This is a genomic window from Lysinibacillus sp. G01H (genome assembly GCF_028872195.1).
Lineage (GTDB): Bacteria > Bacillota > Bacilli > Bacillales_A > Planococcaceae > Lysinibacillus > Lysinibacillus capsici.
Genome location: NZ_CP118397.1, coordinates 4,287,333 through 4,310,802, shown reverse-complemented (window position 1 = coordinate 4,310,802; position 23,470 = coordinate 4,287,333). Strand labels below are relative to the sequence as shown.

Genomic DNA, 23,470 nt, shown 5'->3' with positions numbered 1-23,470 from the left:
GAGAATATGATGAAATCAAGTTTAAAACTAGATGCAAAAGGCCTTTCTTGTCCAATGCCTATTGTGAAGACAAAAAAAGCAATAGATACCCTAAAGTCTGGGGAAGTTTTAGAAGTTCAGGTGACAGATAAAGGAGCTTTAGCGGATATTCCTGCTTGGGCAAAAGCTGGAGGTCATATCATTTTAGATCAAGCTGAAGAGGCTGGCGTCATTACATTTTTCATTCAGAAAGCATAGGGCTGATTGAGGGTTGTCTATTACAGTAGAACAACCCTCCTTTCACTTTGTTGAATACAGCCAGAAAGAAGGAAAAATAAATGGATATTGCATGGATCTTAACCATTTTACTTATTGGTTTTCTCGGTTCATTTGTATCAGGGATGTTAGGTATTGGCGGTGCCATCATTAATTTCCCAATGCTATTATATATACCGCCATTACTAGGATTTGCGGCCTTTTCAGCACATGAGGTGTCAGGGATTAGTGCGATTCAGGTACTTTTTGCTGCTCTTTCTGGTGTTTGGGTCTATCGCAAAGGTGGGTATTTAAATAAATCACTCATTATCTATATGGGGAGCGCCATATTAATGGGAAGCTTTGTAGGTAGCTTCGGTTCGAAATTTTTATCAGAGTCAGGTATTAACATTGTCTATGGAATTCTTGCATTAATTGCTGCTGTGATGATGTTCATACCGAAAAAGCAAATTGATGATAAACCAATGCAGGCTGTTACATTTAATAAACCATTGGCGGTCCTATTAGCTTTCGTTGTTGGTATAGGTTCCGGGATTGTGGGGGCAGCTGGTGGATTTTTACTAGTACCTATCATGCTTGTGGTCTTAGGAATTCCTACTCGTATGACTATTGCGTCAAGCCTTGCTATTACGTTTATCTCCTCAATCGGAGGTACCATTGGTAAATTAATGACTGGACAAGTGGAATATTACCCGGCGCTCATCTTGATTGTATCAAGTCTAATAGCTGCTCCTCTAGGTGCGAGAATAGGGGGCAAGTTAAATACAAAATTCCTACAAATTATTTTAGCGATTCTTATATTAGCAACAGCTATTAAAATTTGGGTGGATATATTATAAAGGGGGTATGGTAATGAAAATAGAAGTCTTCTCTGATTTTACATGTCCATTTTGTTATATTGGCAAGCGAGAACTTGAACGGGCAATTGACATTGCAGGCTATACAGGACGAGTAGAAATAGAATATAAAGCATTTCAAATAGGCCCAGATAATCCGAAAGCGAATGCACCATCTTTTTATGAGGCGCTGGCTAAAAAATATGATGTCACGCTAGAAGAAGTGAAAGATATGGTTGAAGGTATAGCTTTGAGAGCAACGGAAGTTGGTTTGCATTATGATTTTGCTAAGATGAAAACAGCGCATACAGAAAAGGCTCATCGTTTAGCGAAATGGACGCAGCAATTTGGCAAAGCGACAGCTTATACGGAAGCACTAATGGCTGGTTATTTTAAAGATGGTGAAGATTTAAATAAAGATGAATTTTTATTAAAAGTTATTGCGCAATTAGATTTGGATAGAAGAGTAGCGGAGAGAATCTTAGCTTCAACTGATTTTAGTGAAGAGCTAGACAAGGATCGCTATGAAGCACAGCAACTTGGCGTGCAAAGTGTACCGTTCTTTGTATTTGAAAACCGTTATGGTATTAAAGGGGCTGAGCCGAATGAAGTGTTTGTGCGGACTTTGCATCAAGCTGCGGAAATAGCTGGTATTCAGCCAACAGTATCGATAAATGGTAATGGAGAATCAGCATGTGCTGATGGACAGTGTAAACTATAAGACTAAAAGGTGTCGAGTGCGAATTTGTACTCGATGCTTTTTTGTTTCGAAGTATATGGATACTGCAAGAGGTATTAAGTCTTGTTTTCTGTGTTATAGAACAAAATTAAATGTATAAATTAACCATTTTTATCATCTTAATGGTTCTATTTTGTGGTAGTGTGAGAAAAATCACATCCAATAAATTGTTATGTTGCTAAAATATAAGTGAGAATACAAAGGGGGGTATTATAGATGAAACCTATAGTAGCAGGAGTAGCAGGAACAGTACTGTTAGCAGGCGCCATTTTTGTTGGGACGTTTGTCAGTGACAAAATTACAGTTGATTCGAATGTAAGTGAGAAAGAAGCGACAGTGCAAACACAATTACCAACAACAGCAGCTGCTCAGTCAGTGGTCTATGCTCCGCCAAGTATTGAAGAAGTACCAGATGGTCCAATGAAAGAAGCAATATTAAATGGCTATGAACTTGTTAATAACACGCATGTTGCGGCAGATGAATATGTGGGCAACCAATTATCTTGCACAAGCTGTCATGCTGGTGCAGGCTATGACGAGCAAGCCTCATCATTAGTAGGTGTAATGGCAAATTATCCACAGTATATTGGACGCTCAGGTGGTGTGGTTACAATAGAAGAGCGCATTAATGGCTGTATGGTTCGTAGTATGAATGGTAAAAAATTCGAAATGAATAGTGATGAACTAGAGGCTATGGTGGCGTATTTCGCTTATATTTCTGAAGGTGTTCCGATTGGAGCAAAACGTGAATGGGCGGGCACTAGTGATATGAAGAATGTGCCGATTCCAAATGTTGCAGATGGTGAGGAGCTTTATGCACAGTCCTGTATAGCCTGTCATGCAGCTGATGGCGCAGGAACTGGTGCTAATACTGGTCCGGCTTTATGGGGAGATGATTCATTTAATGATGGCGCAGGCATGGCACGTATGTCAAAAATGGCTGGTTATATTCAAAATAATATGCCGATAGGTGCAGCGGGGACCTTAACAGATCAAGAAGCTGCAGATTTAGCTGCCTTTATTTTATCGCAGGATCGTCCAGAGTGGGCAAACCATGAAAAAGACTGGCCAAAAGGCGGGCGTCCAAATGACATCATGGATAAGGAAAAACGTGAACAAGTTAAAAATGGTACGATTGACTGGGAAAAAGTTTTGTCTACAAACTAACGAAGAAAAGGGATGCTAATAATCGGCATCCCTTTTAAGTTATTTAAAATTATAAGCAGTTACTATTTTATCTCTGTTCGTTGTGATATCTGTAAAATATTCATATAAGCTAATCCCAAGGAATGACCCACTTACATTAAAGACGTTAGAAAAACCGCTATTTTGAAGGGCCATAACAGCATTATAGCTACGCTGACCGGATCGGCAATGCACATACACTGCTTGATCCTTAGGGATTTCATCCATTCTTTCTCGAAGTTCACTTAGAGGAATATTGTGTGCATGAAGGAGATGACCGGATTCAAATTCATTCTTCTCGCGTACGTCTAAGAAGTAGGCTTGATTTTCAATGAGTGTTCTCACTTCATCAACTTTTACTTGTTTGAAGTGTCCATGTAATTGATTTTGAGCTACAAGAGCTGCCAAATTAACAATATCACGGGCAGTGCTAAACATTGGAGAATAGGATAGCTCCAGCTCCTTTAAATCTTCTAAAGTACCGCCCATTGTGATGAGGGTTGCTATTACATCAATTCGTTTATCTGCATTGCCTTTACCTATAGCTTGGGCTCCAAGGATTTTACCCGTTGGTGTTTCATAAACGAGCTTAAAGTGAAGCGGATTACTATTTGGCATTAAGCCTACTTTATCAGGAGCTATCAGATAAACACTTTTCGCCTGAAAGCCATTTGCTAGAGCTGTTTTTTCGTTCAAACCTGTTGTCGCACATGCGAGTTCAAAAATTTGTACACTTGAAGATCCAATAACCCCTTTATTGTGATGAGGGATGTTATACATATGATTAGCTGCAGCACGAGCTTGTCGCTGAGCGGGGCCGGCTAAAGCAAGTCGTGTCTTTTTATGGGTAAGTTGATGGAATACTTCAATCGCATCTCCCACAGCGTATATAGAAGGATCGGATGTCACGTAATTAGCATCAACTTGAATGCCTCCGAGTTCACCGATAGTTAGCCCGGCTTCTTTGGCTAAGTGGATTTCAGGACGAACGCCAATCGCTAATACGACTGCTTGTGCTTTCAAATGTTTGCCTGAGTTCAACGTCACATTATTTGGCGTAACCTTTGCAAGGCCGTCATTGACAATAACTTGAACCCCTTTATCAGTCATTTCCTTGTGTAAGATTTGAGCCATATCATAATCAAAAGGGGCCATAATTTGTTGGCCAAATTCAACTAGAGAGACATTAAAGCCTGCTAGCTTCAAATTTTCTGCTACCTCTACACCAATGAAGCCTCCGCCGACCACGGCAATATCCTGTACATTCTCTGCTTGTAGATACCGATTTAAACGGTTAATATCAGCCACGTTTCTAATGGTAAAGACGTGCTTAGAATGAATGCCCTCTAAGTCAGGGACGATAGGACTTGCTCCTGGGGATAAAATTAACGTATCGTAACTTTCCTCATAATCTCTATTCGTTTTTAAATCCTTAATGGTGATGGTTTTTTGCTCTCTGTTAATACGTACAACTTCTTGTTGAACACGAGCCTCTATATTGTATTTTGTTTGAAAGCCTTGAGGCGTCATTAAAATTAATTTGTTGCTATCTTCAACAATCCCGCTTAAATGGAAGGGTAGAGAGCAATTAGAGAATGAAACATTTGGCCCCTTTTCAAACATAATAATTTCTGCCTTTTCATCGAGACGACGAATACGTGCCGCCGTGGATGCACCACCTGCAACGCCACCTACTACTAAAAATTTTTTTCTCAATTGATAAACACTCCTTTTCTTAGTAAATACTTATTAGGGTATTTAAAAGCATTTAAATGAAGGTTTTGCTTCTGAAAATAGGTGAATAATATAGTTTAAATACTACAAATAAATAATATACCCTTATAGGTATTTTATCAAGGTATAGAACTAATATATTTTTTGTTGTGTTCCTCGTTCAAGAAAGTTGGTGCACAAATTTGCTATACTAACGGTAGTAGGAAATGGAAATGGCTTAGGGGGTGACACTGTTGATCTTTTTGAAATTTTTAACCCAAATCCTCATAGTATCGGGTTTGATTTATATTGTAAGTGGACGATTAATTGGCTCGAATATTAATTTTGTGCGAAGAGTGCTGTCAGTCGTTATTAGTGTGACATTAACCTCTTTTGTATACTGGTATTCTTATCTGCGCCATACAGATTTTTTATCAGAAACGATGATGCAAACAGTAACTGAGGTAAGCACACTGATTTGGATCGGTAGTATGCTACTCATTTCGATGTTGCTTTATTTGGTATTTGAGCTTTTTGACCCTAGCGGCATTACGAATGGAGATCGCCGTCACGGCCAAAAATCTTTACTATTGCGATTGCGTAGCTATTGGCGACAGCAGAAACGCCTGCGTCAGGTATTAAAAATTGCTGTTACAAATGGTGTCGTACAAACGATTAAATATGCGAGGCAACGAGAAAATGAAAAAGAGCTTGCAATTGCTTTGCGTGCAACTTTAGAACAATGTGGTGGGATTTTCATTAAATTTGGCCAAGTGCTTTCCACACGAAAAGAGCTTTTTACACCTATTTTTATTGATGAATTAGAAAGGCTGCAGCACCGAGTAAGGCCTTTATCAGAGGAGCAAGTGAAACAAATTTTAGAGAGGTCTCTTCCGCAATCAATGGACGAAATATTTAGCCAATTTCAAATGGAGCCCATTGCAGCAGCCTCTATTGGCCAAGTGCATAAAGCAAGGCTTAAGGATTATGAAGAGGTGGTAGTCAAGCTATTGCGTCCAGAAGTAAAAGGTATTATGCGCGATGACCTTGAAATTTTAGAGGAATTTGCTAATTGGCTATCCACAAAATCAACCTGGGCAGAATCATTGGGCTTTAGAGAGTTGGCTGGGGGATTTGCAGATGGACTACGTGAGGAGATTCATTTAGATATTGAAGTACGTAATACGCTACAGGTGAAGAATGCACTGGCGAAAAGCGATTACAAGGTTCGAATTCCTAAAATATTTACGCCTTACAGTAATGAAAATGTTATTGTGATGGAGTATATTCGTGGACAAAGTGTGGCAGATGGGGCATCTGAATTTAATCGTTTGTCTATTGATCGTAGGCAGTTTGCAAGAACCGTCCTCTATTCATTTTTTGAGCAGATGCTATTCTCTGGTATTTTTCATGCAGACCCACATCCAGGAAATATCCATATAGATGAATCAGATGGCACACCAGTCTTACTTGACTTTGGCGCAGTAGGACGTCTAGGTGCAACACAGCAAGAAGGCTTAAAGTTATTTTTGATGGGCATTCAACTAAATGATTCAAGCGTTTTATATGATGGCTTAACATTATTAGTGGAAAATGCTGATCATGCAGAACGTGCGAGAATGGAACAGGCAATCGACCAAATATTACTGAAAATTTCCTATGTTGACCGTATACCTACTGAAGAATTAATTCACGCCCTGTTTACAGTGGTAAGAGATTTTGGACTTGCATTTTATCCAGCGGTGGGATTGGCTCTCCGTTCCTTAGTAACGTTAGATGGCACATTACGGGTAATAGATTCACGTTTTGATATCTTTACAGAGGCAAAGGATTTTTCTGCTACATATATGCGTGCCTCTTTCCTTAAACCTTTTAAAGAACCGATGGCAACTAAGGAGCGGCTGCAAGAAGAATTATCTATGCTTATACCGACTTTGCGTAAAATGCCTAGAAGAGTCGATCAGCTCATTCAGCGAGTTGAAAGCGGAAAAATCATTTTACATCATGATGTCTTTTCGGATGAGCATAATGCACGTTTTATTACACATTTGTTTTCTCAATTTGTTTTGCTGCTGGTGGGTATAACTTTTGGTATTATATCTGTCGCTCTTTTAGCAATATCACAATTTATCCATGATTCTTATGCGGTCTATTTGAACACAGCAGCATATTTAGGTTTATTTTTATGTGCCATTTTGTTAGTGAGATTATCTATACAAGCATTAAGGTCAATGAAGCAATAGGTAGGGAATTTTTTCCCTACCTTTTTTCTTTGATACCCTCAAATATTACAAAAACATTACAAAAGATCTACTGGGTCTAATGTCGAATTAGCTAATAGTTTCCCTGTGTAGAAGAAAAATGTGTTTTGTAGAATAATGTAGTTTATAGGCGAATGTTACAGAAATATTTCGAGTTTTACTAATGTATTAAATAGACATGAAATAGTATAAAAGTTATGTAGAAAATGCTAAACTTTAAAAGGCTAAAATAAATATAAGAACATTTAATTAAAATAGAAATCGTTCAAGTGATTACATAGAATATCGAGAGCGAAATTGATAGATGAAGGGAAATGAAGGTAACGTGGCTAAGCGTAACAAATGGCGTAAGTCGATGGTGCTAGCATTAGCACTAGCTGGCGGCTTATTATTTAATACAATTCAACCAACAGAAGTACATGCCGAAGAAACATCTCAACAAATGATTGAGAAAAAGGCAGAAATAGATGCACAAATTAAAAAATTACAAGAAGAACTAACGAAACTACAACAAGAGATCGACGCAAAAGTAAAGGTATTTAAACAAGTACAAGCTGATATTAAAGAAGTGGATGCTAGTATTGTTGAAACACAAAAACGCATCGAGCAACGTTCAAAAATTTTAAGTGAACGTATGGCTGCATACCAAGCGCAAGACAACACTGTAGGTGTTTATTTAAACGTAGTGCTTGAGGCAAAAAGCTTTGCAGATTTAATGGATCGTGTCGTAGCGGTAAAAACATTAATGGATGCTGACCAAGAATTAGTGGATCAACAGGAAGCAGATAAAGCAAGCTTAGAGCAACAAAAAGCTACATTAGATGAAAAACAAAAGGAACTTCAAAAACAATTCCAAGAGCTTCAGCAAAAAGAAAGCGAAATGGAAGTGAAGAAAGCTGAGAACGAAGCGAAATCACTTGCATTAAAAGCTGAAATTGCAACGAAACAAGAAGAAGAACGTTTAGAAGCAGAGCGTAAAGCAGCTGAAGAAGAGGCAGCTCGTTTACGTGCACTTCAAGCAGCTACACCAGTTATACAAGCAACTCAAAATAATGGTGGAGGCGAACCACAAAAGATTATTGTTGGGTCAGGAGCTGGCACTGTTTCTTCAGGAGATGCCATTTCAACAGCTAAACAATTCCTAGGACGTCCTTATGTTTGGGGTGGTAGCAACCCATCAACAGGTTTTGACTGTTCAGGTCTTGTACAATGGTCATATAAGCAAGCGGGTGTTTCTTTACCTCGTACAGCATCACAACAATATTTAGCAACACAACGCATTTCAGCAGGTGAAGCACGTGTTGGGGACTTAGTGTTCTTCAGCTATGGTTCAGGGGTTGCACACGTAGGTATTTATTTAGGTAATAACACAATGATCGACGCTCAAAACAATGGTGTCGTAATTGAGTCACTTGATTGGTGGAATCAATACTTAGTAGGCTTTGGACGTATTCAATAGGCCTCACTATTATATAGACGGTTGATATAAGAAAAAGGTCATCTTTGTAGAGAAAAATATACAAAGATTGACCTTTTTATTTTGCATTTCTTTCAAAAGAAACAAGACGACTACGTCTATTCTTGAAAAGAGATTTCCCTGCATACTAGATTGATATTAAATTTTAAAATTTACTTTGATGACACCTGTCTCTTTCAACGCAATAAAGAAAATAATAACGAATGGACCAACAAGTAAACCGATAATACCAAATAACTGTAGACCTATGAACATGGAAATTAATGTTGGTAAAGTGGACAAACCGATATGGTCTCCCATTAACTTAGGCTCGACTACTCGACGAATAATAAGTAAAATAGCAGCTAAGATGAATAATTTTACAGCTATAGAGGTGTTTCCCATCAATAGGTGGTAAAGCCCCCATGGCGCTAGAATAATGATAGAGCCTAGGAATGGTACAATATCTATTAACCAGATAATAACCGTCATTGTTACTGCGTATTTCGGTTGGATTAATAGCAGTCCAATGAGTGTGACGCCTCCAATAATAAAGCTTACAAATAAGTGAGCCTTCATATAGCCAAATGTAGCATCTTTTAAGCGATTTAAAATAATTTTTATCTTCTTTGCTGTATTGGGCTTTAAATATTTATAAGTGATTTGCTTTAACTTAGGCAAATCAAGCATAAATAGGAATAGCGCAATCATATAAACGAGAAGACTGATAAATAGGCTGGGTATCTCTGAAAAGAAGGCAGAAACTTTGCTATAATTAAAGAAGCTTAAAAAGGATTCTTCAACTTTCTTTATGAAATCCATTGTGGTTTTTTGAAGCGAAGCACTTACTTCAGGTGGAAAGTCTTCTGTGTATTTAGAAATATTTTCTTGCATATGAAGCCACATATCTGATAGCTTGGAAATATAATAGGGAGCTTGCTTAGATAGTAAAATTATTTGTGTCATTATTTGTGTAATGGATAGATAACAAATAATAGATATAACAATAACACTCACTATGTAAATAAAAGCAACTGCTATTTTCCGTGACATTTTCCATTTTCGTTTAAAGAACATGACAATGGGTTCTAAGAAAAATGCACTGATCCCAGCAAGTATTAAAGGCATGGACACTGGGATAACAAAATAGGCAGCTAGAAGTAGGGATATTATCACAATCAACCGAAAAATCAATTTCCTAGCATTAAATTTATTCATAAACTCACCTTCTTTGCGAAAAAAATTAAGTTAAGTGTACCATAAATCAAATTTTATTACGTTCTGAAACAATAAAGGTAGGGATGAATTATGGAAAAAGAGATTTTGCAACTTTTTAGTAATCTAACAGAGCATGATCGCGATATTCAATATGAATCTTACGAGGAATTAATGAAAATTATGCAGGAACCCGTAGATTGGACATATGCAGTTTGGGAACAGCTAATAAAAGCACTTACATACAATAATGGTTATTCTCGTGCACGTGCTGCACAAATTTTATGCGCTTTAGCTGCAAAAAGTGATCCAGAAGAAAGGGTCTTGGAGGATTTTTTAAAGATTTGGGCTGTGACTTACGATGAACAATCTGCTACAGCAAGGCATGCATTACAGGCCATTTGGAAAATTGGACAGGCGGGTCAAGTACAAAGAGATTTGGTTGTATCGTATCTAGCTAAAAGATTTCAAACATGTATAGATGAAAAACAGCCATCTCTTATTCGTCAGGATATTATTATGTCATTTAAAAAGCTATATGATCAAACAAATGACTCGAAATTATTAGATATTGCCCATCGTTTAATTAATGAAGAACAAGATGCTAAATATAAAAAGAAGTATAAGTCAGCCATCCGTTCAAAGTAGCGAGGTGGTGTTTTTTTGTGCAAATTCTTTGATGAACGGTAGAATAGTCAACTATAATGAATGAAAAAAGGGGATTATAGCATGAGCATTTATAATTATCTAGTTCGGAAGCCTAATGGCGAAATTTTATCAATGGAAACATATCGTGGAAAAACAATGTTAATTGTTAACACGGCAAACCAATGCCGATTTACATATCAATTTGAAGACTTACAGAAAATGTATGATAAATATGGAAAAGAGAATTTTGTAGTTCTTGGCTTCCCTTGTGATCAATTTGGCCATCAAAATCCTGAGGATGGAGAGGAAACTAAGCATCTATGCAAGGTAAACTATGGGGTCACATTCCCGATTTTTGAGCTTGTACAGGTAAATGGAGAGGCTACACATCCACTCTTTAATTATTTAAAGCATGAAGTGAATTACCGAGAGTTTGGGAAGGCAAGTATGCAGGAGAAAATGTTGGCAGAAGCAATTGTTCAACTTGCCCCAAGCTTTTTAGATGGTCGTAACATTCGCTGGAACTTTACAAAATTTCTAGTAGATGCTAATGGTAAGACCGTCGCACGCTTTGAACCAACAGATTCACAGCTCGATATTGAACAAGCAATTGAAACACTACTATAGTAAATTTCTTAATAATGTAAAAATTTGTTGGAATTTTCTCTTCTAGTGTTACTATATTTTAAAATTGAGTACAGCTATTTTTTCTGAATCATATATGATAAACTGCTTTACAAATGAAATATTCTTGCAGGATAAAGGTGCTAGTAAGCATAATCGGGAATCCGGTGAAAAACCGGAGCTGTTTCCGCAACTGTAAGTACAGCCATTATAAAGATTTACCACTGTCTCAAAGAAGATGGGAAGGTCCTTTATAACACATTCGTTTTATGTGACGAACTGTACAAGCCAGGAGACCGACCTTTATTTGAACGTATAAAAACTTCTCGGAAGCTAGGAGGATATACGGCAAATACATAGGCTTTGTCTAGTTTGATGGCTCAATCTTGTATTTTTGTCGTTCCTTTGCAAAAGGAGCGACTTTTTTTATGCCTTTCAAGTAAGAATTTTTCATTATAGAAAATAGGGGGGAAGCAAGTGAAAAAAGATGCCCGTTATTCTTGTTATCCATTTATGCGTGAGAAAGCTTCAACGGTTGATTTTGAAATTCGAACAGATAGCCTTACAACACATCTAGGAGTTGCATTAGCTGCGGTAAAAAAAGAGGATGTTCAAGTTGTTGCTGAGGATTTATTACTTATGTTACCTATGGCGTATCATGTGAATGGCTCAGTTCGTGGGAAATTAGCGGTAACTGAAGAGGATTTATCTTGGTTAAGTGAGCGTTATGATTTTTACGTTCGCCATGTGAAGGAAGAGATTCAAATTTTTGTTTTACCTCAAGGAACAGAGGCCGCTGCAGCCTTACATCTTTGTCGCAGTGAGGCAAAAAAATCATATCGAACTTTACACAAAGTATCAGAAGAACGAGAGGTTCCTGCTATTCTTTTCGATTACCTTGGTTTATTAGCTAATGTATGTTTTGTCATGGCTGTTTTTATGAATCAGCAAGCTGGAATTTCTGAAATACCGTTTATTAGTAAATCCTACCCAATGAAAAAGAAAAAGGAGAATAACAATGAAGAAAGTATTTAATTTCCAATGGCTATCAGTGCTCTTACTTGCACTGGTATTAGCAGGCTGTGGCACTGCTGAAGATACAAAAAATAAAGATGCCTCGCAGGGTACACAACACGTAGAGAAAACAAGCTATAAAGTGACAGATGACCGTGGAGTGGAAATAGCGTTTAATGAAGTACCAAAAACAGTTGTATCTTTACAACCAAGTAATACTGAAATTTTGTTTGCTTTAGGTGTTGGCGATAAAATTGTAGGAGCAACTGAGTACGATACTTACCCAGAGGAAGCACAAAAAATTGAACGTGTCTCTGATACTACGAACTTTAACAGTGAAAGAATTATAGCGTTAAAGCCAGATGTTGTTATTGCTTATACAATCGGTGATAAGGATGCACTAAAGCCGCTTGAGGACGCAGGAATTAAAGTGTTTGTTATTCAATCTGCGACTACTTTCGATGATGTTTATGGAGATATCGAACAAATAGCTGCTGTGATGGATGTTGCTGATAAAGGAAATAAATTAAATGAAGAGATTAAAGCGAAAATTGCTGAAGTACAAACGAAGGTGAAGGACGTAAAAACGCCGAAAAATGTTTATTTAGAGGTTAGCCCTAAGCCAGACATATATACAGCAGGCTCTAGCACTTTCCAGCAAGAAATATTAGATGCAGCTAATGTTAATAATGTTTTTTCTGACTTGAATAGCTGGGCAAAAGTGAATGAGGAAGATGTTATTGCTAAAAATCCAGATATTATTTTAACAACAGTAAACTATACAGAAGATCCAATAGGAGAAATTCTTGGACGAGATGGTTGGAATACTGTGACAGCTATTCAAAACAAAGCGGTATTGTCCATCGATACAGATATCTCTAATCGACCTGGTCCGCGTATTGGTGAAGCTGTAGAATTAGTAGCGAAGGCTGTGTACCCAGAGTTATTTAAATAAGAAATGTTTCCATGCTAGCTGTCAGCCATTCAGCTAGCATTTTTTATGTGGTTTAAATTATTACCTAGCGTGAAAATTGGAATTAATGTAGTTTGTTCTTTAAAATAAAAGTAAGTATGCTTAATAATCTTAGGAGGTGTAGTGAGTGGAGCAATTAGAGACAAAGGTAATTCCATTTGAAGCAGTCCATAATTTCCGAGACATGGGTGGATATAAGACAAAAGATGGGCGTAGGGTAAAGAACGGTTTATTTTACCGCTCAGCTGCTCTTGGAAAAATGACACTGGCGGATAAAGAGCTATTTGAAACGTTAGGGATTAAAACCATTTTTGATTATCGCGATAACAATGAGGCGTATCATAATCCTAACCCAGTGTTCTCATATGCTCAATATATACAAATCCCAGCGAAGGGTAATCATGCTTTTGAAATGCCTACCAATGCTGGTGGTAGAGATTTCTATAAAGTGGTAAGCCCTGAGATGTTTCGAGATTTTTATGCACAAATGCCTTTTAACAATCTTTCATTTAAAGAGTTAATGCAAACGATTCAAAACCCTGATAATCTAGGTCTTGTACATCATTGCGCAGTTGGTAAGGACCGAACGGGTATTGGAGGAGCACTTATTTTGCTAGCTTTAGATGTACCTGAGGAGACCATCATGGAGGACTATTTAGATACTAATATACATTTACGTCCAATGGTAGAAAGAATGGCTCAGGCTATTCAGCATCAGTATAATGAGCAAGAACTACAGCAATTTTATGCATTAATGTCCGCCCGTGAAGACTATTTACAAGCAGCATTGGATGCGATGGATCGTCGCTATGGTTCTAAGACTGGGTTTTTAGAGCAGGAATTTGGCCTAACAATTGAAAAACGAGAGCAATTACAATCCTATTGCTTAATTTAAAAAATGGCCCTTTCACACGATGTGGGAGGGATTTTTTATGTGGAAGCGCTGTATTCCTATAAATCTCTTTACAGTCTGAATATTTGTGATAAGATACAATAGATTTTTAAGAAAATATAGGAGAAGTGAAAGTATTGGCAGACACAATTAAAGAGACAAATAAGTTAAGTCTATTCCATTTAACATGGCCGATCTTCTTAGAAGTTTTTCTATTTATGTTGATGGGACTAGCCGATACTTTTATGCTCAGTGCTTTATCAGATAATGCTGTATCAGGAGTAGGTGCAGCCAATCAATATATCCATATTGCCATCTTGATTCTGGAAGTAGTGGGCAATGGTGCATCTATTGTTGTTTCCCAATATTTAGGCTCCAGACGCTTTTTTGAAGCGGCCAAGATCTCGGCGTTAGCGGTCACGATGAATTTGGTCGTTGGGCTTTTAATGAGTATTTTATTTTTCTTCTTTGCGAGACATTTAATGACAATGATGAACTTGCAGGGAGAAGTCCTCCACTATGCACAAAGTTACTTAGCCATCATTGGGAGTTTTATTTTCCTACAGGCTATTATTAATGCACTCGCAGCAATTATTCGTGTACATGGTTGGACAAAACAAACTATGTACGTTTCGCTTGGCATGAACGTCTTACATGTTGTGCTAAACTACGGTCTTATTTTTGGGAATTTAGGTTTCCCAGAGCTTGGTGTGAAAGGAGCGGCTATTTCCTCTGTCATTAGTCGCGGATTAGCCGTTCTAGTATTTTTCTGGTTGCTGTATCAGGTAATGGAAGTGCGTGTAAAGTTACAATATTATTTTGAGTATTCAAAGGAATATGTGAGGAAAATACTAAACATTGGTTTACCATCTGCGTTTGAACAGGTGCTTTATCAATTTTGCCAAATCATCTTTTTATATTATGCGACTTACTTAGGAGCAGAAACACTAGCAGCACGACAATATGCTATGAATATTTCGATGTTTACGTATTTATTTGCGATTGCCATTGGTACAGGAACAGCCATTATTATTGGTCGTCATGTAGGTGCAGGAGAAAAAGATGAGGCGTATCATCAGCTATGGAAAAGTGTCCGTGCAGCATTTGTTTTTACGATTATTATGGTTGCAGTCGTTACGCTATTCCGTAAGCCCCTTATGCAGGTTTTTACTGATAATCCAGAAGTCATTAAGATTGGGGCATCCGTGTTAGCATTAAGTATTTTACTAGAGACTGGTCGCACGATGAATATCGTTGTTATTAACTCTTTACGCGCTTCTGGGGATGCTAGATTCCCAGTGAAAATTGGTTTTCTATCAATGGTTTGCATGAGCCTGCCGCTTGGCTATTTATTTGTCTTTGTATTGGATTGGGGCTTGGTCGGAATTTGGCTAGCCATTTCAGCAGATGAATGGGTGCGGGCAATTATCGTATACTTTAGATGGAAAAGTCGTAAATGGGAGCGCTATGCTCTTGTATCACCAAACGACAAGAAGGAGGCATAGAAATGGGCGCATTATCGAAACGTGCTATCGGGGCGGCATTAATGGATCAATATATCACCCTTTTTGCTTGTCCAATCTGTCAGCGATCCATGCATGTCTATGAGCAGGGGAGATTGGTTTGTGCTTCTAACCATTCCTTTGATATTGCGAAACAAGGCTATGTCAATATGCTGACACATAGCGCCGCTTCTAAATATAGTAAGAGCCTTTTTGAATCCCGCAAGGCTGTTATTGATAGTGGGATTTATGATGCTGTAGAAGCTCGAATCGTTGAGCTTATAAGCTCTGCAAAAACAGTGCTTGATACTGGTTGTGGAGAGGGCTCACATTTAGCTCGCATTATGAATGATAGGGAGCATGGTATTGGCGTTGGAATTGACATAGCGAAGGAGGGCATTTTGGCTGCAGCACGTCATTATCCTCAACAAATTTGGTGTGTAGGGGATTTAGCTAAAAGTCCATTTGCTCAAGCGAGTTTCGATGCCATTTTAAATATATTATCGCCAGCAAATTATGAGGAGTTTAAACGACTTCTTACACCGAATGGCTGTCTTGTGAAGGTTGTACCGCAAAGTGGTTATTTGCGGGAACTGCGTGCTCAATTATATGCAGATTCAAACAAGGAAACTTACTCTAATGAACAAATTGTAGCTCGTTTTCAAGATAGTTTTCGTGAGGTAAACGTAGAACGCGTAACTTATACTTTACCGCTTTCAGAAGAGCTAGTACCCGCGCTATTAGAGATGACACCAATGGGGTGGCATAAAGCAGAACAAACAGCCGTTGAACTAAATCAAATCACGATTGATGTGGATCTATTAGTAGGGAAGGTTTAAGTTGGTCACCTGCAATTGCAGTATACTGGTCTTTTCGATTACAATGGGAATAACTATTGAATAAGGTAGGAATGTAACAGTGTATAAACTAGCAGCAAATGTTGTCAAAGTAATATTAAAATTAATGGGTTCAAAGGCTCGTGTATACGGAGAAGAAAACTTGCCGAAAGAGGGTGGGTTTATTATAGCTTGTACACATACCGGCTATGTTGATATTTTAAACCTTGGTGTAGCCATGTACCCTCGTGAAATTCACTTTATGGCGAAGAAGCAATTATTTGAAATGAAAGGGCTTGGCTGGCTTGTTAAGCATTTAAATGCTTTTCCGGTAGACCGTGATAATCCTGGACCAAGCGTGATTAAAATTCCTTCGCAGTTATTGAAGGAAGGTAAAATTGTAGGGATTTTCCCCTCTGGGACACGTAGTGCAGAAGGAACAGATTTAAAACAAGGGGCTATTACCATTGCACAGTTGGCAAAGGCGCAAATTGTTCCAGCTGCTTATGTTGGTGCACGTAATGTGGGCGATGTAATGAAGCGAGGTAAAGGCTATTTAATTTATGGTGAGCCATTTTATGTAACAGGCAAGGGTAAAGAAGGTCGTGAGCAGTTTACTCAACACCTTGAGCATGAATTAGTTGCTTTAACAGAAGAACTACAAAAACGTATTCCCGTAAAATAAAAGCAAATGGCACTCAGAATCAAATTGATTTTGAGTGCTTTGTTGTAGGAGGAAAATAAAATGATTCGAGTACTTTTCGTATGTTTAGGTAATATCTGTCGCTCACCCATGGCTGAGGCGGTCATGCGCGACTTGGTGAAGAAAGAGCATTTAGAAGATAAGATTGAAGTGGATTCCGCTGCTACCAGCTCATGGCATATTGGTGAACCTCCACATAGAGGTACACAGGATAAGCTTAGGGAATATGGTATTTTTACAATAGATATGCAAGGTCGACAATTACAAAAGTCAGATTTTGAAGAGTTTGCTTATATTATTGGAATGGATGAAAGCAATATTCGTAATATCCGTACAATACTAGGCCATCCAAACTCGCCAAAGATTTTTCGTTTTTTAGATTTAACAGCGCATCGCAAGGATGTCCCGGATCCTTATTATACAGGTGATTTTCAGGAAACCTATGAATTGGTGCAAGAAGGTTGTCAGGCATTACTAGCAAAAATTAAACAAGAGCTGTTGTAAGATGGCGCTAAAATCGTAAATTTTAACAGCCATTTTTTTTAGAAAAATGCTACCTTAAACATTGGTATATCTAGCTTTGTAAGCATCATTGTGTTATTATTTGCAGAGTAAAGATACGATAAGTATTTAATTACCATTTACAGATATGCAACTGCGTATCTATTATTTTTATAAATTTATCTTTTGAAAGAGAGTGGAAACAATGGGTCGTAAGTGGAACAATATTAAAGAAAAGAAAGCGTCTAAAGATCAAAGCACAAGCCGTATTAATGCAAAATTTGGGCGAGAAATTTATGTGGCAGCTAAATCAGGCGAACCAGATCCAGAGTCAAACCGTGCACTTAAAGTAGTGCTTGAACGCGCAAAAACATACAGTGTTCCAAAACATATTATAGAAAAAGCCATTGATAAAGCAAAAGGTGGCGGTGATGAAAGCTTTGATGAATTACGTTATGAAGGCTTTGGACCAGCCGGCACAATGATTATCGTGGATGCTTTAACAAACAATGTAAATCGTACAGCATCTGATGTACGTGCAGCATTTGGCAAAAATAACGGCAATATGGGTGTCAGTGGATCTGTAGCTTATATGTTCGATTCAACAGCAGTTATTGGTTTAGAAGGTAAAACGGCTGATGAAGTACTAGAGATTTTAATGGAAGCTGATATTGATGCTCGCGATATTTTAGAAGAGGAAGAAGCGGTAATTATTTATGCAGAGCCAGACCAATTCTTTGCAACACAAGAAGCATTAAAGGCTGCGGGCGTAGAAGAATTTACAGTAGCAGAGCTTTCTATGTTGCCTCAAACAGAAGTGACTTTAACTGGCGACGATGTAGCGAAGTTTGAAAAACTAATTGATGCATTAGAAGATTTAGAAGATGTACAAAATGTTTTCCACAACGCAGATTTAGGCGAATAAACCATTAACAAAATGAGTAAACCAGTAGCATTTAAGCTACTGGTTTTTAATTAGGGAGGAAAAGATGCAGACTGCTTTAGCCATTATTTTATTTTTAGTCACATTATTTTTTGTCATAGTACAACCACGAAAACTATCAATTGGCTGGTCAGCCTGTATAGGAGCAGCTATTGCACTATTAATAGGTGTAGTAACCTGGCATGACGTGTTAGAGGTAACGGGGATTGTTTGGAATGCAACACTATCATTTATTGGTATTATTTTAATTTCCCTCATCTTAGATGAAATTGGCTTTTTCGAATGGGCGGCTCTACATATGGCACGACTTGCAAAGGGAAGTGGAATTCGCTTATTTGTTTATATTAGTTGCCTTGGAGCTGTTGTATCGGCTTTGTTTGCGAATGATGGTGGTGCTTTAATACTAACGCCGATCGTTTTAGCGATGGTGAGAAAACTGAACTTGAGTGAAAAAATGATCTTTCCATTTATTATTGCAAGTGGATTTATAGCAGACACAACCTCCTTACCTTTCGTTATTAGCAATTTAACGAATATCGTATCAGCTGACTTTTTCGATATAGGCTTTATAGATTATGCAGTTCATATGTTTGTACCAAATTTCTTTTCGTTAGTGGCAAGTATAGTAGTACTTTACCTTGTTTTTCGTCATTCCATTCCACAACATTATTCTCTTGCGGCAGTTGAGCAACCAAGTCAGGCAATCCGAGATCCCAAATTATTTTCGATCGCTTGGTATGTGATTGGGATTCTATTAGTGGGCTTCGTAGCTGGTGAGGTTTTACACATCCCTGTATCTTTTATTTTATGTGGGGTCGCTGCAATATTCTTATGGCTAGCACAGCGTAGCTCTGTGGTAGATACAAAAAGAGTTGTAAAAGGAGCGCCATGGAATATTGTGTTCTTCTCAATTGGCATGTATGTGGTTGTCTATGGGTTAAAAAATGTAGGAATGACAGGAGTGTTAGCAAATTTATTTGAACTAGCTATACAACAGGGCTTCGTAGTTGCAACGATGACGATGGGGTTTGTCGCTGCCATTTTGTCTGCTGTCATGAACAATTTACCTACTGTTATGATAGATGCTTTGGCAATTTCAGAAACAAGTGCATCGGGCATGATGAAAGAGGGGCTGATTTATGCAAATATAATTGGTACGAATTTAGGTCCAAAAATGACTCCGATTGGCTCACTGGCAACATTGCTATGGCTTCATATATTAGCCCAGAAAGGCATTAAAATTAGCTGGGGACAATATTTTAAAATCGGTGTTATTCTTACCATTCCGACACTGTTCGCCACTTTAATGGCATTAATTATTTGGATATGCTTAATATCATAGATTTATTGTCGAAATAGTTGAAAAAATAGTACAATAGGAACTACTAAGATATTAGTATATCAGTATATTAAAGGAGGAAAGTATGCGAGCGACAGGCAAATTAAGCAATAAAATAGTGTTAATGTCATTGGTAATGTTAGTGGCTTTGTTATCTTTTTTCGTTATAACAACAATCTACACAGCAAAATCATCTGTTAATAAAACCATGGGAACACAGGCAGTTGCAGTTGCTGAGAATATTGCAAAACATCTAAATGCTGCTGAATATGAGCAACTCTCAAAAGAACCAAAAGAATCTGAGTTATATTGGCGACTTCGAGAAGAGCTCAACGAATTACGTGAAATAAATGGTGTTCTCTATGCCTATACTTTTGCAGTACCACAGGAAGATAAAAAGGTACGTTTTTTAGTGGACGGTATGCCAGCAGATGATCAAGAAAATGCTGGAGCTATAGGAGATGAATCCTCCACCACATACTACAAGGATATTGAAAAGGTAAAGAATAATGGAAGTTATTATTCCGCTATTTTACATAGTGATTTTGGAGATTATTTATCTGGTACTGTTCCATTAAAGGATGAGGCAGGGAATATTGTTGCCTTTGTTGGGGTCGATATAGAAGCAACAGAGGTAAGCAATGTTGCGAATGCCGTATTAACGGCTATTTTACCTACATTAATTATTGTCATATTAGCTTTAACTGGTATTGTTATGTTCATCCTATATCGTTATATTAATGGGGCATTAAAACCCCTTGCACATTTAGGTGTTGCAGCACAAAGTTTTGCTCAAGGAAATATTGCTAAGGCAACGATAGAGGTGGAGAAAATTCAGTTAAAAGGAGCAAATGAAATTACAATATTTGCACAATCCTTCAGAGAATCACTACAAAAATTAAAAGAAACTTTCCATACGATTCAACAACGCACATTTGCTTTACAAAATGTTGTTCAAAAAATTGATGAGACTTCTCAACATGTGGAAGAATCAAACGCTCAAATTGCAGATCAAATTGTCGAAATTGCTGCTGGTAGTGAGCAACAGCAGCAAAATAATCAAGAGGTTGTATTAACTATGAATGAGATGTCAATTGGTATTCAACGACTGGCTGATACAACTTCAGAAATTGCAGAGTCATCATCAGCAATGACAGGACTTGTGGAAACAAGTGTTAGTCATTCTCAAGAAGTTGTATCTCAAATTCAAAACGTAGAATCTTCTGTTTTACGTACGGCTAATCATGTCGAGGAGATGGGTGATAAGTTCCGCTCAATTGAAGAGATGGTAACCATCATTACGAGTATTGCGGATCAAACCAACTTACTGGCTTTAAACGCTGCAATCGAAGCAGCAAGAGCAGGAGAAGCTGGTAAAGGATTTGCGGTCGTGGCAGATGAAGTTCGTAAACTTGCAGAGATGTCTAAAGCATCTGCTGACGAAATACACATGCATTTAGAAAGCTTTAAGAAGATTACCGATCGAGCATTACAGGAGATGGCTAGTAGTACCATAGATGTACAGACAGGCAATAAAGCAGTGCAACACATAGGTGAAAATCTAGAGAAAATATTGCAATCTGTCCTTGAGGTGAATAATAAAATTCAAGATGACTCTGCTGTAATTGAGGAAATGTCAGCAGGCTCTGAGGAAGTATTAGCTACTACCGAACAGATGAATGCCATTGCGAAGCATAGTGTCCTAGGAACAAAGGAAGTAGCAACTGCCTCAGATTTACAAGTAACCATGGTTTCTGAATTAAATGAAGTTGTAACAATATTAGATCAAACATCAAAAGAGGTTATAGAAACGATTAATACATTTAAATTATGATTAGCTTAGAACTATTTCTCTATAAGCTTATGTCTTGTGGAGAAATAGTTCTTTTAATTTTTGGCATTTAAAATTTAACTGGAGGTTAGCATAAAGGCATGAAAACAAACCATATTAAGGGAAATTAGAAAATAATTTGTGCTTTACCCATTGTGAAAACTTTCAAACCATAACATAATAGAAAGTAATATATTGTTGAACGAAGAAAATAGGGGGGCTAAAGTATGAAGTTTTTACGTTCAATACAGGGGAAATTGATTATTATTTCATTGGCACTACTAATTATTCCAAGTTTAATAATTGGTATAGTTAGTTATGGTAAGGCTAAGAATGGGATGGAGGATATAGGAGAGCAGGTACTTTACAATAGTGTTGAATCTGCTTTGCAACTAATCGAGCTCGCAAACGAGAGTGTTGAAAAGGGTGACATTCCCTTAGAGGTTGCACAGGAACGGGTACGAGAAGCATTTCTTGGTCCGAAAGATAGCGAAGGAAAACGGCCTATTAATTATCCTGGTGATTTAGGGGAATATGGCTATATCTATGTGTTGGATGATAAGGGAACATTAACAACACATCCAACACGAGAAGGAGATAATCTTTGGAATGACCAAGATAGCAGTGGCAATTACTTTATTCGAGAAGTAACTGAAAAGGCACTTGATGGTGGTGGTTTTACACAATATGAATTTGAACTACCAGGTCAGGATGTCTTAGCAGATAAAATTATTTATTCTGAGAAAGATCCATATTGGGGATGGATTATTGCATCAGGTACATATATGCAGGATTTTAATGCAGAGGCGAATTCTTTATTGCTAGTAATTGGTTTGACATTAGTAGGTGCCGTCATTATAGGGGCGATCGTTGTCATTCTAGTATCAAGACATCTGGCATTACCAGTTCAAAAGTTATCTAAACGTGTGCGTGAAGTAGCAAAAGGGAATTTAACGGTTGAAATTGAGCATTTACAGCGCTCGGATGAAATAGGACAGTTGAATGATGGCTTTAATGAAATGGTACATCAACTTAAAACACTTATTTCAGATGTGGAGGAAGCGATTGTAGAAATACAATCAACTTCAGCAAACTTAACCGCAGTAGCCGAAGAGACAAATGCCTATGGTGATGAAATCGTCAAAGCAATCAATGAAGTATCCAAGGGTGCAGTCAAGCAAGCCTCTGATGCAGAGGATACAAACCGAACGGCTATCGAGTTTGCGCAGCAAATTGAAGGGTTGCATGATAAAAATGAATCAATGTTAGATGCCTCACAGCATATGAAAAAATCAAATGAAGAAGGCCTAGTTAATCTAGAAAGCTTAAAGGATAAGTCGCGGGAATCTTCAAATCTTGTTCAGAATATTCAGTCTGTATTTGGTAGCTTAATTGTCAAGGTACGTGAAATTGAAGGCATCGTGGGGACGATTACAGAGATTTCAGATCAAACGAATTTACTTGCACTTAACGCCTCTATTGAAGCAGCAAGAGCGGGTGAACATGGTAAAGGATTCGCTGTTGTCGCGGAAGAGGTACGTAAACTTGCTGATCAAACCTCTGTAGCAACTGAGCTAGTACGCACGACGCTAAAAGGCATTGAAAGTGAAACAAACTTAGTCAATGATGAAATGCAGAAAACCCATATCATTGTAAGTCAACAAAATGATTCTGTCATGGTAACAGAATCATCCTTTAAAGAAATTAAATTAGCTGTTGAAAAAATCATAGCCATTATAGGCGATACGACAGATAGTGTAGAATATTTAAATAGCTCTAAGAATACGATTATGCATTCGATTGAAAGCATTGCGATGATTAGTGAAAAGAATGCAGCTGCGTCTGAAGAGGTAACAGCATCTGTAGATGAGCAACAACGCGCAATACAACTCGTTAGCGAATCTTCCAATGATTTAACCGATGAAATAACTGCCTTACAGGAGTCTATTAAACGATTTATATTGAGATAATATCTTTCAGGGTGCTTGGTTAACAAGCATCCTT

The 23,470-nt window shown here is 37.7% G+C and carries 21 protein-coding genes and 1 riboswitch; of the genes, 19 read left to right on the top strand and 2 right to left on the bottom strand.

The window, feature by feature from the left end; translation table 11 throughout:
* The first annotated feature begins 9 nt into the window (after positions 1-9).
* The 4 genes from PSR12_RS21855 (at position 10) to PSR12_RS21840 (ending at position 2,997) form a co-directional block, all read left to right on the top strand.
* Complete coding sequence (locus PSR12_RS21855; protein WP_370635382.1) at positions 10-237, top strand: sulfurtransferase TusA family protein; 228 nt, start codon at positions 10-12, stop codon at positions 235-237.
* A gap of 80 nt (positions 238-317) precedes the next feature.
* Complete coding sequence (locus PSR12_RS21850) at positions 318-1,094, top strand: sulfite exporter TauE/SafE family protein (protein WP_004231867.1); 777 nt, start codon at positions 318-320, stop codon at positions 1,092-1,094.
* A gap of 13 nt (positions 1,095-1,107) precedes the next feature.
* The gene (locus PSR12_RS21845; protein WP_274770513.1) at positions 1,108-1,812 is read left to right on the top strand and encodes a DsbA family oxidoreductase; all 705 of its coding nucleotides are present in this window, start codon (positions 1,108-1,110) and stop codon (positions 1,810-1,812) included.
* Positions 1,813-2,046: 234 nt separating this feature from the next.
* A complete protein-coding gene (locus PSR12_RS21840) occupies positions 2,047-2,997 on the top strand; it encodes a c-type cytochrome (RefSeq protein WP_221681523.1) in 951 nt (316 codons plus the stop codon).
* Positions 2,998-3,036: 39 nt separating this feature from the next.
* Here PSR12_RS21840 and PSR12_RS21835 read toward each other — a convergent pair whose 3' ends face one another.
* Positions 3,037-4,731: an FAD-dependent oxidoreductase gene (locus tag PSR12_RS21835; RefSeq protein WP_274770512.1), complete on the bottom strand. Its 1,695-nt coding sequence runs from the start codon at positions 4,729-4,731 to the stop codon at positions 3,037-3,039.
* Positions 4,732-4,982: 251 nt separating this feature from the next.
* Between PSR12_RS21835 and PSR12_RS21830 the strand changes: the two genes are divergently transcribed.
* Positions 4,983-6,971, top strand: coding sequence for an ABC1 kinase family protein (locus PSR12_RS21830; RefSeq protein WP_221681517.1), 1,989 nt, complete (start codon positions 4,983-4,985; stop codon positions 6,969-6,971).
* Between the two features lie 322 nt (positions 6,972-7,293).
* Positions 7,294-8,448, top strand: a complete 1,155-nt coding sequence (locus PSR12_RS21825; RefSeq protein ID WP_004231877.1) for a C40 family peptidase — start codon at positions 7,294-7,296, stop codon at positions 8,446-8,448.
* Positions 8,449-8,604: 156 nt separating this feature from the next.
* Here the strand turns inward: PSR12_RS21825 and ytvI are convergent, their stop codons facing one another.
* Positions 8,605-9,663, bottom strand: coding sequence for a sporulation integral membrane protein YtvI (ytvI, locus tag PSR12_RS21820; RefSeq protein WP_274770509.1), 1,059 nt, complete (start codon positions 9,661-9,663; stop codon positions 8,605-8,607).
* Positions 9,664-9,753: 90 nt separating this feature from the next.
* On the opposite strand from ytvI, the gene PSR12_RS21815 reads away from it, so the two are divergent.
* The 13 genes from PSR12_RS21815 (at position 9,754) to PSR12_RS21755 (ending at position 23,436) form a co-directional block, all read left to right on the top strand.
* Positions 9,754-10,308, top strand: coding sequence for a hypothetical protein (locus PSR12_RS21815; RefSeq protein ID WP_202342270.1), 555 nt, complete (start codon positions 9,754-9,756; stop codon positions 10,306-10,308).
* An 81-nt stretch (positions 10,309-10,389) separates the two neighbouring features.
* Entirely contained in the window at positions 10,390-10,935 is a 546-nt protein-coding gene (locus PSR12_RS21810; protein ID WP_009370639.1) for a glutathione peroxidase, read from the top strand.
* Positions 10,936-11,053: 118 nt separating this feature from the next.
* Positions 11,054-11,251: riboswitch (cobalamin riboswitch) on the top strand.
* 158 nt (positions 11,252-11,409) lie between these two features.
* Positions 11,410-11,967, top strand: coding sequence for a hypothetical protein (locus PSR12_RS21805; protein WP_274770507.1), 558 nt, complete (start codon positions 11,410-11,412; stop codon positions 11,965-11,967).
* Entirely contained in the window at positions 11,951-12,901 is a 951-nt protein-coding gene (locus PSR12_RS21800) for an ABC transporter substrate-binding protein (RefSeq protein WP_257520699.1), read from the top strand. The genes PSR12_RS21805 and PSR12_RS21800 overlap by 17 nt, the downstream gene beginning before the upstream one ends.
* A 145-nt stretch (positions 12,902-13,046) precedes the next feature.
* Complete coding sequence (locus PSR12_RS21795) at positions 13,047-13,814, top strand: tyrosine-protein phosphatase (RefSeq protein ID WP_257520698.1); 768 nt, start codon at positions 13,047-13,049, stop codon at positions 13,812-13,814.
* A 134-nt stretch (positions 13,815-13,948) separates the two neighbouring features.
* Positions 13,949-15,316, top strand: coding sequence for an MATE family efflux transporter (locus PSR12_RS21790; RefSeq protein WP_221681512.1), 1,368 nt, complete (start codon positions 13,949-13,951; stop codon positions 15,314-15,316).
* Positions 15,317-15,318: 2 nt separating this feature from the next.
* Positions 15,319-16,152, top strand: a complete 834-nt coding sequence (locus PSR12_RS21785) for a putative RNA methyltransferase (protein WP_257520697.1) — start codon at positions 15,319-15,321, stop codon at positions 16,150-16,152.
* Positions 16,153-16,231: 79 nt separating this feature from the next.
* Positions 16,232-16,834, top strand: coding sequence for a lysophospholipid acyltransferase family protein (locus tag PSR12_RS21780; protein WP_048394163.1), 603 nt, complete (start codon positions 16,232-16,234; stop codon positions 16,832-16,834).
* A gap of 60 nt (positions 16,835-16,894) precedes the next feature.
* Complete coding sequence (locus PSR12_RS21775; protein WP_274770504.1) at positions 16,895-17,356, top strand: low molecular weight protein-tyrosine-phosphatase; 462 nt, start codon at positions 16,895-16,897, stop codon at positions 17,354-17,356.
* Between the two features lie 202 nt (positions 17,357-17,558).
* Positions 17,559-18,278: a YebC/PmpR family DNA-binding transcriptional regulator gene (locus PSR12_RS21770; RefSeq protein ID WP_004231899.1), complete on the top strand. Its 720-nt coding sequence runs from the start codon at positions 17,559-17,561 to the stop codon at positions 18,276-18,278.
* Positions 18,279-18,342: 64 nt separating this feature from the next.
* On the top strand, positions 18,343-19,638 hold the full coding sequence (locus PSR12_RS21765; RefSeq protein ID WP_274770503.1) for an arsenic transporter: 1,296 nt from the start codon (positions 18,343-18,345) through the stop codon (positions 19,636-19,638).
* An 82-nt stretch (positions 19,639-19,720) separates the two neighbouring features.
* Complete coding sequence (locus PSR12_RS21760) at positions 19,721-21,469, top strand: methyl-accepting chemotaxis protein (RefSeq protein ID WP_274770502.1); 1,749 nt, start codon at positions 19,721-19,723, stop codon at positions 21,467-21,469.
* A gap of 224 nt (positions 21,470-21,693) precedes the next feature.
* On the top strand, positions 21,694-23,436 hold the full coding sequence (locus tag PSR12_RS21755) for a methyl-accepting chemotaxis protein (RefSeq protein WP_221681507.1): 1,743 nt from the start codon (positions 21,694-21,696) through the stop codon (positions 23,434-23,436).
* The last annotated feature ends 34 nt before the right edge of the window (positions 23,437-23,470 follow it).

Bases quoted from the DNA above. Each gene is read 5' to 3' on its own strand.
- PSR12_RS21785 (WP_257520697.1), top strand. From the start codon at position 15,319: ATGGGCGCATTATCGAAACGTGCTATCGGGGCGGCATTAATGGATCAA.
- PSR12_RS21850 (WP_004231867.1), top strand. From the start codon at position 318: ATGGATATTGCATGGATCTTAACCATTTTACTTATTGGTTTTCTCGGT.
- PSR12_RS21825 (WP_004231877.1), top strand. From the start codon at position 7,294: ATGAAGGGAAATGAAGGTAACGTGGCTAAGCGTAACAAATGGCGTAAG.
- ytvI (WP_274770509.1), bottom strand. From the start codon at position 9,663: ATGAATAAATTTAATGCTAGGAAATTGATTTTTCGGTTGATTGTGATA.
- PSR12_RS21775 (WP_274770504.1), top strand. From the start codon at position 16,895: ATGATTCGAGTACTTTTCGTATGTTTAGGTAATATCTGTCGCTCACCC.
- PSR12_RS21855 (WP_370635382.1), top strand. From the start codon at position 10: ATGAAATCAAGTTTAAAACTAGATGCAAAAGGCCTTTCTTGTCCAATG.
- PSR12_RS21800 (WP_257520699.1), top strand. From the start codon at position 11,951: ATGAAGAAAGTATTTAATTTCCAATGGCTATCAGTGCTCTTACTTGCA.
- PSR12_RS21765 (WP_274770503.1), top strand. From the start codon at position 18,343: ATGCAGACTGCTTTAGCCATTATTTTATTTTTAGTCACATTATTTTTT.
- PSR12_RS21810 (WP_009370639.1), top strand. From the start codon at position 10,390: ATGAGCATTTATAATTATCTAGTTCGGAAGCCTAATGGCGAAATTTTA.
- PSR12_RS21770 (WP_004231899.1), top strand. From the start codon at position 17,559: ATGGGTCGTAAGTGGAACAATATTAAAGAAAAGAAAGCGTCTAAAGAT.
- PSR12_RS21840 (WP_221681523.1), top strand. From the start codon at position 2,047: ATGAAACCTATAGTAGCAGGAGTAGCAGGAACAGTACTGTTAGCAGGC.
- PSR12_RS21755 (WP_221681507.1), top strand. From the start codon at position 21,694: ATGAAGTTTTTACGTTCAATACAGGGGAAATTGATTATTATTTCATTG.
- PSR12_RS21760 (WP_274770502.1), top strand. From the start codon at position 19,721: ATGCGAGCGACAGGCAAATTAAGCAATAAAATAGTGTTAATGTCATTG.
- PSR12_RS21845 (WP_274770513.1), top strand. From the start codon at position 1,108: ATGAAAATAGAAGTCTTCTCTGATTTTACATGTCCATTTTGTTATATT.
- PSR12_RS21815 (WP_202342270.1), top strand. From the start codon at position 9,754: ATGGAAAAAGAGATTTTGCAACTTTTTAGTAATCTAACAGAGCATGAT.